17 protein-coding genes and 1 pseudogene are annotated in these 12,566 nt (G+C 66.2%); 6 read left to right on the top strand and 12 right to left on the bottom strand.

What is annotated here, in order from left to right:
* Positions 1-3: 3 nt before the first annotated feature.
* Both AB0C30_RS30415 and ctaD read right to left on the bottom strand, forming a co-directional pair.
* Complete coding sequence (locus AB0C30_RS30415; RefSeq protein WP_357951079.1) at positions 4-237, bottom strand: hypothetical protein; 234 nt, start codon at positions 235-237, stop codon at positions 4-6.
* Between the two features lie 113 nt (positions 238-350).
* Positions 351-2,063, bottom strand: a complete 1,713-nt coding sequence (ctaD, locus tag AB0C30_RS30410; RefSeq protein WP_357951076.1) for a cytochrome c oxidase subunit I — start codon at positions 2,061-2,063, stop codon at positions 351-353.
* Positions 2,064-2,401: 338 nt separating this feature from the next.
* On the opposite strand from ctaD, the gene AB0C30_RS30405 reads away from it, so the two are divergent.
* On the top strand, positions 2,402-3,205 hold the full coding sequence (locus tag AB0C30_RS30405) for an LLM class F420-dependent oxidoreductase (protein WP_357951073.1): 804 nt from the start codon (positions 2,402-2,404) through the stop codon (positions 3,203-3,205).
* A gap of 60 nt (positions 3,206-3,265) precedes the next feature.
* A complete protein-coding gene (locus tag AB0C30_RS30400; RefSeq protein ID WP_357951070.1) occupies positions 3,266-3,865 on the top strand; it encodes a hypothetical protein in 600 nt (199 codons plus the stop codon).
* 157 nt (positions 3,866-4,022) lie between these two features.
* Here the strand turns inward: AB0C30_RS30400 and AB0C30_RS30395 are convergent, their stop codons facing one another.
* The 9 genes from AB0C30_RS30395 to AB0C30_RS30355 form a co-directional block, all read right to left on the bottom strand.
* Entirely contained in the window at positions 4,023-4,247 is a 225-nt protein-coding gene (locus tag AB0C30_RS30395; protein WP_357951068.1) for a type II toxin-antitoxin system HicA family toxin, read from the bottom strand.
* Positions 4,247-4,456, bottom strand: coding sequence for a hypothetical protein (locus AB0C30_RS30390; RefSeq protein WP_357951066.1), 210 nt, complete (start codon positions 4,454-4,456; stop codon positions 4,247-4,249). The genes AB0C30_RS30395 and AB0C30_RS30390 overlap by 1 nt, the downstream gene beginning before the upstream one ends.
* Before the next feature lie 432 nt (positions 4,457-4,888).
* Positions 4,889-5,035 (bottom strand): hypothetical protein, encoded by a 147-nt coding sequence (locus tag AB0C30_RS30385; RefSeq protein WP_357951063.1) that lies wholly within the window; start codon positions 5,033-5,035, stop codon positions 4,889-4,891.
* Positions 5,036-5,040: 5 nt separating this feature from the next.
* Positions 5,041-5,217, bottom strand: coding sequence for a hypothetical protein (locus AB0C30_RS30380; RefSeq protein WP_357951060.1), 177 nt, complete (start codon positions 5,215-5,217; stop codon positions 5,041-5,043).
* A gap of 110 nt (positions 5,218-5,327) precedes the next feature.
* Positions 5,328-5,669 (bottom strand): helix-turn-helix transcriptional regulator, encoded by a 342-nt coding sequence (locus AB0C30_RS30375; RefSeq protein ID WP_357951057.1) that lies wholly within the window; start codon positions 5,667-5,669, stop codon positions 5,328-5,330.
* Between the two features lie 366 nt (positions 5,670-6,035).
* Positions 6,036-6,920 carry a calcium-binding protein gene (locus AB0C30_RS30370; RefSeq protein ID WP_357951055.1) on the bottom strand — a complete coding sequence of 295 codons (885 nt, stop codon included), beginning with the start codon at positions 6,918-6,920 and terminating at the stop codon, positions 6,036-6,038.
* Complete coding sequence (locus AB0C30_RS30365) at positions 6,898-7,125, bottom strand: hypothetical protein (RefSeq protein WP_357951052.1); 228 nt, start codon at positions 7,123-7,125, stop codon at positions 6,898-6,900. Before AB0C30_RS30365 ends, AB0C30_RS30370 begins: the two co-directional genes overlap by 23 nt.
* 113 nt (positions 7,126-7,238) lie before the next feature.
* A complete protein-coding gene (locus tag AB0C30_RS30360; RefSeq protein ID WP_357951049.1) occupies positions 7,239-8,111 on the bottom strand; it encodes a hypothetical protein in 873 nt (290 codons plus the stop codon).
* Between the two features lie 106 nt (positions 8,112-8,217).
* Positions 8,218-8,562: a hypothetical protein gene (locus AB0C30_RS30355; RefSeq protein WP_357951046.1), complete on the bottom strand. Its 345-nt coding sequence runs from the start codon at positions 8,560-8,562 to the stop codon at positions 8,218-8,220.
* Positions 8,563-8,833: 271 nt separating this feature from the next.
* Between AB0C30_RS30355 and AB0C30_RS30350 the strand changes: the two genes are divergently transcribed.
* Together AB0C30_RS30350 and AB0C30_RS30345 are read left to right on the top strand one after the other, a co-directional pair.
* Complete coding sequence (locus AB0C30_RS30350) at positions 8,834-10,039, top strand: aminotransferase class I/II-fold pyridoxal phosphate-dependent enzyme (protein ID WP_357951043.1); 1,206 nt, start codon at positions 8,834-8,836, stop codon at positions 10,037-10,039.
* Positions 10,040-10,151: 112 nt separating this feature from the next.
* Positions 10,152-10,292 (top strand): annotated as a pseudogene (locus AB0C30_RS30345) (IS630 family transposase); the annotation flags it as partial.
* On the opposite strand, the gene AB0C30_RS30340 reads toward AB0C30_RS30345, so the two are convergent.
* Positions 10,277-10,834: a hypothetical protein gene (locus AB0C30_RS30340; protein ID WP_357951040.1), complete on the bottom strand. Its 558-nt coding sequence runs from the start codon at positions 10,832-10,834 to the stop codon at positions 10,277-10,279. The pseudogene AB0C30_RS30345 and the gene AB0C30_RS30340 overlap by 16 nt on opposite strands.
* Before the next feature lie 350 nt (positions 10,835-11,184).
* Between AB0C30_RS30340 and AB0C30_RS30335 the strand changes: the two genes are divergently transcribed.
* Entirely contained in the window at positions 11,185-11,565 is a 381-nt protein-coding gene (locus tag AB0C30_RS30335) for a hypothetical protein (protein ID WP_357951037.1), read from the top strand.
* A 383-nt stretch (positions 11,566-11,948) separates the two neighbouring features.
* Entirely contained in the window at positions 11,949-12,524 is a 576-nt protein-coding gene (locus AB0C30_RS30330; RefSeq protein ID WP_357951034.1) for a ricin-type beta-trefoil lectin domain protein, read from the top strand.
* Positions 12,525-12,566 lie beyond the last annotated feature (42 nt).

Here is a 12,566-nt window from a genome sequence, read left to right as displayed (position 1 = left end):
CGATCAGCTCCCGTGGTCGGGTTGTATCGGGTCCTTCACCCGCTTGCCGTCATGGCGGATGGCGGAGAGGTGGATGCTGCCGTCGTGGTACTCGTGGCGGATCCTGCGGCAGCCGCAGTCGAAGAGCTGGTCGCGGATCACCAGGCCGTAGCCGTCGTCGTCGACGAGGCGCTCACCGGCGGACTTCTTGCCGCAGGGGGCCGTCTCGGGGGTGAAGGGAGTCTTCGTGCCGGTCATCGCCGATCTCCTTAGATGGGCGAAACGTCATCTCCACACAAGCACCCGGACCTGCTTCGGAGAAGGCCCGGCTTGGGGCGGCTTTCGGAGCGGCTCTTCGGCACGTGCCGAAGTCAGTCGGGCTGCTCCTCGGTCTCTTTCGCACCCTCTTCCCCGGTCTCCTCTTCTCCGTCCCCCTCTTCGAGTTCTTCCGCCGGCAAGTGCGGATAGTGCAGATCGAACGCGGGCCGCTCCGACCGGATGGGCGGGAGGAAGGTGAAGTTGTGCCGGGGCGGCGGACACGAGGTGGCCCACTCCAGGCTGTTGCCGTAGCCCCACGGGTCGTCGAGCGTCACCTTGGGCGCCCGCCTGGCCGTCTTCCATACGTTGTAGAGGAACGGCAACGTCGAAGCGCCGAGCAGGAATGCCCCGATGGAGGAGATCTCGTTCATCCCGGTGAAGCCGTCGGCCGCGCTGTAGTCGGCGTACCGCCTGGGCATGCCCATGGCCCCGAGCCAGTGCTGGATCAGGAAGGTGGTGTGGAACCCGATGAACAGCGTCCAGAAATGCACCTTCCCCAGCCGGTCGTCGAGCATCCGCCCGGTCATCTTCGGCCACCAGAAGTAGAACCCCGAGAACATGGCGAACACCACGGTCCCGAACACCACGTAATGGAAGTGCGCCACCACGAAATACGTGTCGCTGATGTGGAAGTCGAGCGGCGGCGAGGCCAGAATGACCCCGGTCAGGCCGCCCAGCAGGAACGTCACCAGAAACCCGACCGCGAACAGCATCGGCGTCTCGAAAGAGAGATGGCCCCGCCACATCGTGCCGATCCAGTTGAAGAACTTCACCCCTGTCGGCACCGCGATGAGGAACGTCATGAACGAGAAGAACGGCAGCAGCACCTGACCGGTGGGGAACATGTGGTGCGCCCACACGGTCATCGACAGTCCGGCGATCGCGATCGTCGCCCCGACCAGCCCGCCATATCCGAAAATCGGCTTGCGACTGAACACCGGGATCACCTCGGTGATGATCCCGAAGAATGGCAGCGCGATGATGTACACCTCGGGATGCCCGAAGAACCAGAACAGGTGCTGCCAGATCAACGCCCCGCCGTTGGCCGGGTCGAAGACGTGCGTGCCGAATTTACGGTCCGATTCGAGCACGAGCAGCGCCGCGGCCAGCACGGGGAACGCCATGAGGACGAGCATGCTGGTCAGCAGGGTGTTCCAGGTGAACAGCGGCATCCGGAACATCGTCATTCCGGGGGCCCGCAGCCCGATGATCGTGGTGATGAAATTGACGGAGCCGAGAATCGTCCCGAGGCCCGACAGCGCGAGCCCCATGATCCACAGATCACCGCCTATGTGCGGCGTGAAGGTGGCGGTGGAGAGCGGCGTATAGGCGAACCACCCGAATTCGGCGGCCCCGCCCGGCGAGATGAACCCGGCCAGCACGATCAGGCCGCCGAACAGGAACATCCAGTACGCCACCGCGTTGAGCCGGGGAAACGCGACGTCAGGAGCCCCGATCTGCAAGGGCATGATCACATTGGCGAATCCCGCGAACAGCGGCGTGGCGAACAACAGCAGCATGATCGTGCCGTGCATGGTGAACAGCTGGTTGTAGAGCTGCTGGCTCACGAGTTGCATACCGGGCTGTACCAATTCGGCCCTGATCACCATGGCCATAATGCCCGCGACGAGGAAGAACCCGAACGAGGTGATCAGATAGAGATAGCCGATGACCTTGTGATCGGTCGTCGACAGCCAGGACACAATGATCTTACCGGTGCGCCGGCGTCTGACCTGCTCGATCGAGGTCTCGCGAACTGCCGTCACGAGTGCTCCCTCCTTTGCGGAGTGTGCTCTGCCCCCGATCCTCCAATTTCACGCCAACGATCGCCATACGGGAAGCAATTTTCAACATTCGCCGCACACGTCTTTGCCTGGCGCCCCTTTTTCGGTCCTTATGGCATGCGCGCGGCGCATGGATTCCATGCGAGATCGTCGCTGGTGGACCACCCCCCGCATCCGTAACGATTCCCAATATGTCCCCCATCACCCCCTCCACCCGACCGTCCACCGAACCCTCGGCGGGCCCCTCCACCGGACACTCCGTGGGCCCCTCCACCGGACCTTCCGTGAGACCCTCCACCGGGCCCTCTATCGGCCTCCATATGCCGAACGGCTTCGCCGCCGCCAACCGCCAGGGCGCCGCCCGGGTGGCGAGGCTGGCCGAAAGCCTGGGCTACGAGTCGTTGTGGACCGCGGACCACATCGTCCTCCCCAGCCCCCGAGTGGACTCGGCCCCCCTCGAACCGGACGCGCCGCTCCTCGACGCCGTGGTCTCGCTGGCCTTCCTGGCCGCCCACACCGAGCGCATCCTGCTGGCCACCGGCTGCGTCGTACTCCCCCAGCGCGACCCGCTGCTCCTCGCCAAGCAGTTGGCCAGCGTGGACGTCCTCAGCGGCGGCCGCCTGATCTTCGGCGTGGGCGCCGGCTACCTGGAGCCCGAACTCCGCGCCTTGGGCGTCCCCCTGTCCGACCGAGGCTCCCGCCTGGAGGAGTACCTGGCGGCCATCCGCTCCCTCTGGCAGGACGAGAAGCCCGCCTTCGACGGCCGGCACGTCTCCTTCAAGGACGTGGACGCCCACCCCCGTCCCCTCCAGCGCCCGGTCCCCGTGGTCATCGGCGGCCACACTCCAGCCGCCCACCGCCGAGCCGCCACGCTGGCCGACGGCTGGTACGGCTGGATGCTGGGCCTACGCGCCACGGCCACCCAACTGGAGTCGCTGAGAGCCGTGTCGACGAAGCCCCTGCACATCTCAGTCACCCCCGCCCGCCGCCTCGACCCCGCCACCGTGAGGTCGTACGCGGAACTGGGCGTGAACCGCCTCATCGTGGCCACCCCACCGGGTCTGTCCTTGCCCGAGCTGGAATCGTTCGTCCAACGAAACGCCCCAGCCGAATTCCTCACATAAGTCCCGAACCTTTCCCCGATCACCGGCATCCAACTCCGCATGAACATAAAGAAGATCACCTTGCTGACCGGCAGCGCCCTGGTTGCCGCCCTGCTGTTCCCGCCGGCGGCCGCCCTGGCGGCTCCGTCGATCCCGAAGAACTTCCTCCTGTACGAAAAGGAGGCCCGCAAGGACACCAAGCACGAGCACTGGCTTCTCTCCCAGAACGACAACCTGATCGAGGTGGAGAACATCCAGTGCTCGGGCGCCAAGCTGAAAAGGGACTGGATCACCCGCCGCGACCTCACCTATGACCCGCACATGGGCGGCGGTGAGAAGACCAGCGCCGAACGCGGCGAACAGGTCTTCCTCTTCGCGAAGGCAAGCGCCGCCGAGAAATTGATGACCGAGTTCCGCACCCGCCTGACCAAGTGCGGCAAACTCGTCAAGGTAATCGACCCGAAAATCGGCGACGACTCGGTGGGCGCCTCGAGGGCCACCAAGTCGACGAAGTCCAATCCCGTACCTCAGACCCAGCAGTTCATCGCGGTACGCAAGGGCGCAGCCATAGCTATTTATTGGGACATGCACAACGACGCCCCGGCCATCAGAACCCTGGCCAAGCACCAGTCGGACGCGACGAAGATGGCCGCCAAGCTCTGCCGCATCGGCAGTTGCTGAACGTCCTGGCCAACAGTCAGTTCGACAAGATGCATGCCTATCCCCGGCCAGCAGGACGCTGCCGTCACCCGTTGTCCGCTCCTGTGCCGTGAGCGCAGCCATCAAGGCGCATACGGAGGTCGTCAGGTCGAGGGAGTCGAGACCAGGGCACTCCGTACTAAAGGAGATCGGCCAGATCGTCCGCGCTGATTCCCACGAGGGACAGGATGTTCCGCAAAGTCCCTTTGGGAAGATCCCGGCCATGATGGACGGGAACACTCACTGTGCGTCCGTCGTCATGGCGCAGGATCTGGTGACTGCCGCGGATGCGCGCGACACTGAACCCGGCCTTCTCCAGGGCCCGGACGGCCTGGGCGCCGGTGATCGATGGAACAGGCGGCATCAGGCGACGTTCACCGTCACGGTCACCTCGGGTGACAGGCCGACCTCCTCGATCAGCGCGATCAGCGCTTCACGTAGGTCCTCCACCGCGGCCTCCGCTGTAGACCCGTCGCCGACCGCCCCAACTCCCGGACGAAGCTGGGCACTGGCGCACCACACTCCGTCCTCATCCCGTTCGAGAACGTACGGCACATGTTGGGTCCCGCTCATGACTCCATAGTGTACGGCCCCGGCCTGCCAGGTGTTCGTCAACAGGGACAAGAAGCCGACGACAAACGCGGTCCACCAGACCCGGCAGTTCATCGCGGTACGCAAGGGCTCGGCGGTGGCGGCTGTCGGCCCTGCCCGAGTCCTACCGGCGCGATCGAGCATGGTTCGGGGCCTGCCTGGCGCGAGCCCACATCATGCAGGGCGATGCCGAGGCCGGCACCGCCATCGCCTTGAACGTGGTTCCGGATGCTGCGGCGGTCAACGCCTACGCCGTAGCCGAGCTCCGACGTGCCGCGCACGAACTGGCAGGGCCAGGTGCATCAGGTGCACAGGCGATCAGAGACTCACTCCTCGCCAAATAGCGTTGGATACGTCGGCTAAGCGGCGCCCGCCAAGATCGATCAAGGCTTCCTGAAATCATGTCCATGCACGTCAGGCGGGCCGCCCAGCGCAGTCGGCCTGTGTCCCGGAGCCGCCGATGACCTTCAGTTCTCCACCCAGGGCATGGATGTACAGGTTCAGGGTGGCCAGTTCGGCGTTGGACCCGTTCTCGATCGCCGAGACTCGCTGCTGGGACACCCCCATCACCTGGGCCACCTCGGCTTAGGGCAGCCCACCCTCCTTGCGCATGTCGGCCAGGAGCCCCCGCACACCTGCGCCACCCGGCGCTCCCGCGCCTCCTCCAACGCCTGGCGGTCGTCGGGGTGGACGAACTCGGTGATGAACTCCTCACGCGTATAGGAGTGGAACTCGGCGCTCATGGCAACTCCTTCAGATACGCCTCATACCGTTGCCGTGGCCGCTGTCATACGTTTCGTCTATTCGAATCCCCATCACACCGCCGAAGCACAGCGCGGAGTGCTTGGACTACTCAGGCCGCGTTGGTGCGGTGTCCGGTGAAGCTCACCCGGGTGTCGTCGTGGTCGAGGGCGATGTTAAGGGTGGCGTCAAGGGCCTCGGCCAGCTTGGCGAGAAGCGGCAGCGTGGGAACGGTGTCAGAGCCTTCGATCCGGGAGACCTTCGCCTGGGTGAGGCCCGCGCGGTCGGCCAATTCAGCCTGAGTGAGCCCGAGTTCGGTGCGCCGATCGTACACCGCCTTCGCCAGGGCCATGGACAGCCGGATCTCGCGACGAGCCTCGGCCACGTCCTCCGGCTCGGTGAAACCCGCGGCGAGCTTGCGTTCGCGCAAGGTCTTCCAACGGCTGTGGCTCATTGCTCCACCTCTCCTTCCTCAATGGTGCGGATGAACTTCTCGTGTGCTGGACCGTGTTCGGCCTCGCAGACCTTCTGAGCGAGCTTGGCGCGCTTGACGGCGTCCTCCCGCATAGGCGGCCGGCGTGGGGAGTGCGACTTACCGTTTCATTCGTCTGGATTCGTGGCAGCTTCCCGCCGCTGCGTCCGCTAGCTAGCGAAGTGGTACCAAAGGGGGAAGACGCTTACCGGCCTGCAGTTGATGCCAGTGGGCGTCGGAGTGAGATGGGATCCTCGAAACCAGGCGGGCGATCGCGGCCTGGCATGGCGGGGCCGGCGGCTCCGGTCTCACGATGCCGCCGGCCGATGAGATCGTTCCCTCGACTCGCTAGAACGCGGTGATGATCTGCGTGAACTCGCAGTTGACGAAGGTGTCGGGTGGCCCCGACACGAGCCGGATATCGGATATGCAGTGATCGGTTCCGGCGCCGCCGTCAAGGGTGCCGCCGCCGTTCTTGCCGGTGAGCTGATCGGCGCCGCCCAGGCCCTGGATCTGGTCACGGCCGCCGCCACCGTCGATGACGTTCGGGCCCGCGTTGCCGATGAGCACGTCGTCGGCGGTGCCGCCCTCCAGGTTCTCGACATCCGCGGCGATGGTGTCCCGTGCCCCTTCGGGCCCGTCTTCGGGACCGCCGTCGTCGCCGGTCGCGCCGTCGAGGTCGGCCCGGATGGCGAGCCTGCCGCCTGTCTCGCCGTAGGAGACGGTGTCGGAACCGCCGCCGCCCTGCAGGACGTCGCCGCCGAATCCTCCGTCCATGGTGTCGTCGCCGGAGCCGCCGACGAGCTGGTCATTGCCGGTCTCGCCGAACAGGTGCGCGGGGATGCCGGTGGAGTTCGTGATCACGTCGTTGCCGTCCAGGCCGCGGATGCGGATGGACGGGGAGGCCCCGACCTGGCAGTGCGCTTCGTGCGGGGTCACCAGGGTGCATCCGGTGCCTGCGATGAGTGTGGCGGTGGGGTCGGTCAGTACGAAGGACCCGTTCTCGACGCGGACCGTGATCTGGTCGTCCACGCCAACGGGAGCGTCGTACCTGAGGTCCCCGAAGCCACGCACCACACCAGGTTGGCAGTCACCGTAACAGGGACGTGACGCCATCGCGGGCTGCACGGCCACGACGGCCGGGAGAATGGCGAGCGCCGCCGCACCGCCGAGCAGCCGCATCATGCGGCGCGGAACCCGGTACGTCCGATCACGAATTCGTGTACGTGTCATCTGTCATCACAGCCCTTGGCATGGCTTGGGCGATGTTGCGACATGTGCGTGACCCTTCGTCGTAGGAGACGGCGCCTTTATTGGCATCCACCCAGTAGGCGTTCCACCGGGTTCCATCACCCGCCGCCTCGCCCCGCCCCACCGCCGACGGTTCGCCTGCGGCCTTCACCTCGGCCTGGTCGTCGGCGGAGACCTTCGCGACCACGTTGCGGCGCGGTGAACGAGACACCTTTGGCGCAGCGGTCCGTGATCGGCGATGCGCGGGTGCGGGCCCTGGGCCCCCACCGGAACCGCACCCGGACGGGGAAACCGTGTGGATCAGCGAGTGCAGTGGACGATGCCCGCCAAGTTCCAGACGCCGAAGCCCGGCGGGGCACTGGCGGCGAAGTCGAAGGAGACAGGCGAAGAGGTCACGTTCGGCCGGAAGAACAGCAGGTGCGCCCCGAAGCCGACGCTCGAGATCGCACCGCCGGTCGCCTGGTACCCGCTCGGGCAGGTGGTCGTCACCTTCTTCTGGGCTGCGGCGTCGTTGCTCGTCTGATTCTCAACGACCAGGAAGTCGAAGAGGCGGTTCTCCCGTGCGCAGATCGCGTATGAGGCCACCTGGTAGGGGTCGGTGGGCGCGACCGAGAAATCGTCCTTCGCGGCCTCAGCGCCCACACCCGACGCGACGCCGTTCAGGTGGTTCGGCCCCATTGTCAGATCGAGCTGCCCGTGGGCGCCGATGAGCTGTCCACCCGACCCGATGACGTTCTTGCCGGGTGAGCAGTTGGCGAGCACCGAATCTGACGGCCTCGTCGTCGGCGGATTGACCTGCGTGATCACCTCGTATCCGGGCGGCGCGACGGCGCAGGAGACGAACGTCGACACTGCCCATGGTGCTGTCACCCCGATCTGGTCCACCTGGACCGTGACGACGAAGCCGGCCCCGGCCGCGTCAGAGATCGGGCGAGCCTCGGTGATGATGAGGTGTTGCCCCCCGGAGGTCTGGGCCCCACCGCCGAGCGGGACCTTGCCGGGCGAGCAGTTCACCCGCTGGGACTTGTTCACCAGGCTGAACGGCGACAGCACCGTTTTCACCTCGATCGACCCTGCCGGGATCGTCGCCGCCGCCGTAGGTTGCACCGTGAGGACCTGCGCGGCCAGAACGGCCATGCCGAGCCAGATCGCTGCGTACCAGACTCGTTTCATGCGCTGATGTACGGCTCTTGCCGCATTGGTTGTCAGATCCTAAAGACGTTCCGGCCCGTTCCATACCGGCCGGTCTGCAGCTTGTGGCGAGTAGACGCTGCGCCGGTCAAGCATCCAGGCGCAGCGCGGCGGGCACCTTTCGGCCGATCCGTGCCGCGTCCCGGACCTGTTCCAGCATGCGATGCCGTCGGACGTCGTACAGGGAGTCGGGAACGCCCTCCGTGTCCGGCGCAATGCGCCCGGTGATCTGCTCGCGCAGAAGCGCGTACTGGTGGACGACGTTGTAGGAGGGCTCGGCGGATCGCCCGGTCCACGTCAGCGACCGCTCGTAGCGGACGGGAACCGGAAGTTCGGTCAAGGTGCCGTCGCTTCCCCGGGCGGCGGACAGTACGCCCGTCGAGCCTCCCGGCCACGTCGTGGCCTGAACACTCAACGTGGGTTCCGTGGTCATCAACTGGATGCCATTGCCGGGAGACATCGACGTCACTGTGTGCGGCGGCGCCTTGGGACAATCCCCGATCAGCAACCAGCCGGTCCCCTGCTCCTCAGGAGGATAGACATTGAGTTGGCAGGAATGTTCTGACCACGCAGGGCGCCCCAAAGCGCCGGACGAAGCCCGCGGACCCCCTGCCCGGTCGGCCATCCACATGGCGGACCGATTCCTGCTCAGGGCCCCGCGTCTTCTATCCTTCGTATCCGACCCGATCGGAGGAGTAGATCCAGTGAACGCTCAGCGCGACTACGCCGAACTCGTCCAGCGTGGCCTTTCGCTCGACCTGACCCGGGGGAAGCCGTCGCCGCGACAGCTGGATCTCGCCAATGACATGCTCAAACTGCCGACGTCCTACAAGGCAGCCGACGGCACCGACGGGCGTAACTACGGCAACCTGCAGGGGCTCAGCGAGCTGCGGGAGCTGTTCGGGCCGTTGCTGCAGGTGCCGGCCGAGCAGTTGGTCGTCGGCGGCAACTCCAGCCTTGCCGTGATGCACGACACGATCGTGCACGCGCTGCTCACCAAGGTGCCCGGGGCCGAACGGCGGTGGGTGGAGGAGCCGGAGATCACGTTCCTGTGCCCGGTGCCGGGGTATGACCGGCATTTCACGATCTGTGAGCGGTTCGGGATCAAGATGGTGCCCGTGCCGATGAACGGCGAAGGGCCCGACATGGACGTCGTCGAGCGGCTGGTCGCCGACGACGCGAGCGTCAAGGGCATCTGGTGTGTGCCGAAGTACAGCAACCCGTCCGGGGTCACCTACAGCGACGAGACCGTGCGGCGGCTGGCGGCCATGTCCACGGCGGCGTCTGATTTCAGGATTTTCTGGGACAACGCTTATGCGGTGCACCACCTCACCGACACCCACGCCGAGCTGGCCGACCTGCTGGCCCTGTGCGCCGAGTACGGCAACGCCGACCGGGCCTTCGTGTTCGGGTCCACGTCCAAGGTGACCCTGGCGGGCAGCGGCGTGTCGTTCTTCGGGTCCTCGCCCGCGAACGTGAAGTGGTTCCTGGCCAACACCGGCAAGCAGTCCATCGGGCCCGACAAGATCAACCAGCTTCGGCACGTCGAGTTCCTGAAGGACGCCGACGGGGTGGCCGCGCACATGCGCAAGCACGCCGAGCTGGTGTGGCCCAAGTTCGAGCTCGTCGACCGGGTGCTGGCCAAGGAACTCGGCGACCTCGGCACCTGGACGAGCCCGCAGGGCGGCTACTTCATCAGCCTCGAGGTGTCGCATGCCGGTGAGGTCGTGGCCAGGGCCAAGGCGGCCGGGATCGCGCTGACCCCCGCCGGGGCCACGCACCCCTACGGCCAGGACCCCGACGACCGGACGATCCGGATCGCACCCACCTATCCCGATCTGGAGGAGCTGGAGCAGGCCATCACCGGTCTGGCCGTCTGCGTCCGCGCGGTGGCCGAAGAGCGCGCCTGATCCCACAGTTCTCTCTAAGCCCGCGTACGCCTGACGCATCTGCGACTTCCGGTACGGCGACCCGTCGTACCGGAAGTGTGGGGCTAGCTAGCGCTGTGACGGAAACGATCAAGCCGGGACGGGCTGGGCGGCGCAGGGCGAGCCGGACCGGCTGCCGGCCACCTACCACCGCACCCACGGCGTCACCTACTTCCACGGCTGCTACTGCGTCGGCGACGACTTGCTGTGGGCCGTCAATCACCGGCGCAAGGGCAGCAACATTGGCTTCCCGGTCGTGTACCGCGGGGATTCTCCTCGAATGGGGATGGGGCGTTCGCTTCCCCTCTCAAGGATGAGTCGTCCCCCGAGTGGTGCACGCAGCCGGACATCCACGGTGTAGGGATGACCAGCCGCGGAACTCCGCACCCTTCCCCAGGACATGAAGGGAGCGCACTCGTTGTATACCTGTACGCCCACCGCCACCCGGGCGGCCGACTCCTCCTCCACCACCGTGTCCACCACACGCTCGCAGAAGGTGCCATCGGGCCTCGGCCTGCTGAACAGCAGTTCCGCGCGCAGAGTGCGCCCGTCGGCCAGCGGTTCCACCTGGGCGATCCACTGCCAGTGCGGTTTGTTGATCTGCGCGGTTGCGAAGAGGACGGCGAAGGCGACCAGCAGCATCGCAAGGATGATGCCAAGCTTCCTACGGCGAGTGGCGAACATGAGGTGGTGTTGGGCGTTCCTGGTCGGCGAGATGACGGCTGTTCTAGCGCTGGGATTTCGCTGGTTCAACGCTTTCGTCTTCTGGGTGGTCATGGTCTCCGTGGCAGGCATGATCGTGGCCGGTGCTTTTATCCCCATGATTCGGCTGTTCTAAAAGCCTATGGAGGGGATAGGGCTGATAAGGGGCCAGACTAACCGCGGGGCACGCAACTGCCGGTTGAGCATGGCCGTGTAGTCACGGAGCCGCTGCGCGGCGTCGTACACGGCGGCTTGGGCCTGCTCAACGGGCAGCGTCCAGTGCGCAGTCGGTGGAGTGCCACTGCATGCCGCCGCCACGGGTACGCCCTTCAACGCGGGTGACCTGCTCGGGTACGGGTTCTACTGTGCCGCACGGATTACCCGGCTGGTTGGAACGCTGCGCAGTGTGATGGCGATTACCCGACATGGGGACGGAAGCGTTCTACACCACTGCCGCGCAGGTCCTGCCGACAATGTTGATAGCCCTGTCAGTCGAACTACTCCTACTGACGCAGGGGCGGGTACGTGAGTGGAAGGAGAAGGTCGCGAAGTGGGATAAGGAGAAGGTGTCGAAGAGGGGGCCCATGCCGTTTGAGGGTGGCGATGCGGCGCTCGGGCCGTTCTGGATCTATGTGCTACTGGCAGTGGTGTTCGTGGTTGGTGAAGTCGCAGCCTTCCTTGCGATTGGGGCGGGCTGGCGCAATGCGGGGACGTTCTGGACGGTTGGATCGTGCTTGCTGATCATGATCGTTGGCGCAGCGGGAGTACCGATAGCGCGCCTGGATGCCGCGCTGAGGTGGCGCTGAGGTGGAAAGGGCGCTGGACCGGCTAGCCGGTCCGTGCGGGGCCGAGCTCGACGGCCGGTGGCTCCGCGAGTGCGGCAAGCCGGACTGCGAGCGCGTCGTACCGCCGCCATCCTGGCCGGCTTCGTCAAAGAGGTGGGCGCCGAGGACACGGTGATCGTCGGACGGAGCCTGGGCGGTCGCGCGGGCGGATCCGGCGGGCGAGCCTGACCCTCCACGCGGCGCCGGACCCGGTGATCGCCCTCAAGCCACCCGGCCACCACGACGCGCCCCGCCCCCGGCCTGAGCACGGAACTCCCCGGAACCTCCCGGCACAGCACGGAACGCCTTCAGGGCAGACATGCGCTCCGCGTGTCACAAGATCCCCGAACGCTCAAGGAGCGAACGTGCGTCGAATCCTCTTCTCCGTACTCACCGGAATGGGCCTGATGCTGGCCCTGGTGATGGCTGCCACCGCAGCTCAGGCCGCGGCTTTCCCGTCCACGATCATCCGCAGCAACGGTGTCGTCTCACCCGCCAGATGCATCGGCCCGCTCAACGGCGGCACGGCTGACAACACCCCTGTGGTGCTGATGGACTGCAGTCAGGTCTGGCACGGCTTCGCACCCATCGGCGTGTCGATCGACAACTCGATCCGTCACTCCAGCGGCAAGTGTCTCAGTCTGGCCAACACCCAGAACCCGACTCCCCTCGGCACCCGGCTGATCCTGCGGACCTGCGCCTTCGGCGTCACGGGCGACCAGCAATGGACCTTCCGCGCGCTGACCCCCGGCGCCCCCGACAACGTCTGGGTCCTGGGACAGCACTTCAGCTTCAACTGCGTGGCCCCGGTCGGCAACAGCACGGCCAGCGGTACCCCGCTGAGTGTGCAGAGCTGCAACTTCGGCCCCCTGCAGCAGTGGGTGATGCCGCCGAACCCGGGCAGCTTCGGTTTCTCCTTCGATGACGGAACGACTCCCTGACCGCCTGAAGGGTGAATGATCGGCCGTCCGCCTTCGCGTACT

The sequence above is a fragment of the Nonomuraea sp. NPDC048901 genome (assembly GCF_040649695.1).
Classification (GTDB): domain Bacteria; phylum Actinomycetota; class Actinomycetes; order Streptosporangiales; family Streptosporangiaceae; genus Nonomuraea.
This window is presented reverse-complemented; position numbering and strand designations above follow the sequence as displayed.

What these genes read in the sequence shown, in the direction of transcription:
- AB0C30_RS30335 (WP_357951037.1), top strand. Translation starts at nt 11,185, where the DNA reads ATGGGGACGGAAGCGTTCTACACCACTGCCGCGCAGGTCCTGCCGACA.
- AB0C30_RS30340 (WP_357951040.1), bottom strand. Translation starts at nt 10,834, where the DNA reads ATGACCACCCAGAAGACGAAAGCGTTGAACCAGCGAAATCCCAGCGCT.
- AB0C30_RS30415 (WP_357951079.1), bottom strand. Translation starts at nt 237, where the DNA reads ATGACCGGCACGAAGACTCCCTTCACCCCCGAGACGGCCCCCTGCGGC.
- AB0C30_RS30380 (WP_357951060.1), bottom strand. Translation starts at nt 5,217, where the DNA reads ATGAGCGCCGAGTTCCACTCCTATACGCGTGAGGAGTTCATCACCGAG.
- AB0C30_RS30355 (WP_357951046.1), bottom strand. Translation starts at nt 8,562, where the DNA reads ATGACCACGGAACCCACGTTGAGTGTTCAGGCCACGACGTGGCCGGGA.
- AB0C30_RS30390 (WP_357951066.1), bottom strand. Translation starts at nt 4,456, where the DNA reads ATGAGCGGGACCCAACATGTGCCGTACGTTCTCGAACGGGATGAGGAC.
- AB0C30_RS30395 (WP_357951068.1), bottom strand. Translation starts at nt 4,247, where the DNA reads ATGCCGCCTGTTCCATCGATCACCGGCGCCCAGGCCGTCCGGGCCCTG.
- AB0C30_RS30370 (WP_357951055.1), bottom strand. Translation starts at nt 6,920, where the DNA reads ATGACACGTACACGAATTCGTGATCGGACGTACCGGGTTCCGCGCCGC.
- AB0C30_RS30405 (WP_357951073.1), top strand. Translation starts at nt 2,402, where the DNA reads ATGCCGAACGGCTTCGCCGCCGCCAACCGCCAGGGCGCCGCCCGGGTG.
- AB0C30_RS30375 (WP_357951057.1), bottom strand. Translation starts at nt 5,669, where the DNA reads ATGAGCCACAGCCGTTGGAAGACCTTGCGCGAACGCAAGCTCGCCGCG.
- AB0C30_RS30360 (WP_357951049.1), bottom strand. Translation starts at nt 8,111, where the DNA reads ATGAAACGAGTCTGGTACGCAGCGATCTGGCTCGGCATGGCCGTTCTG.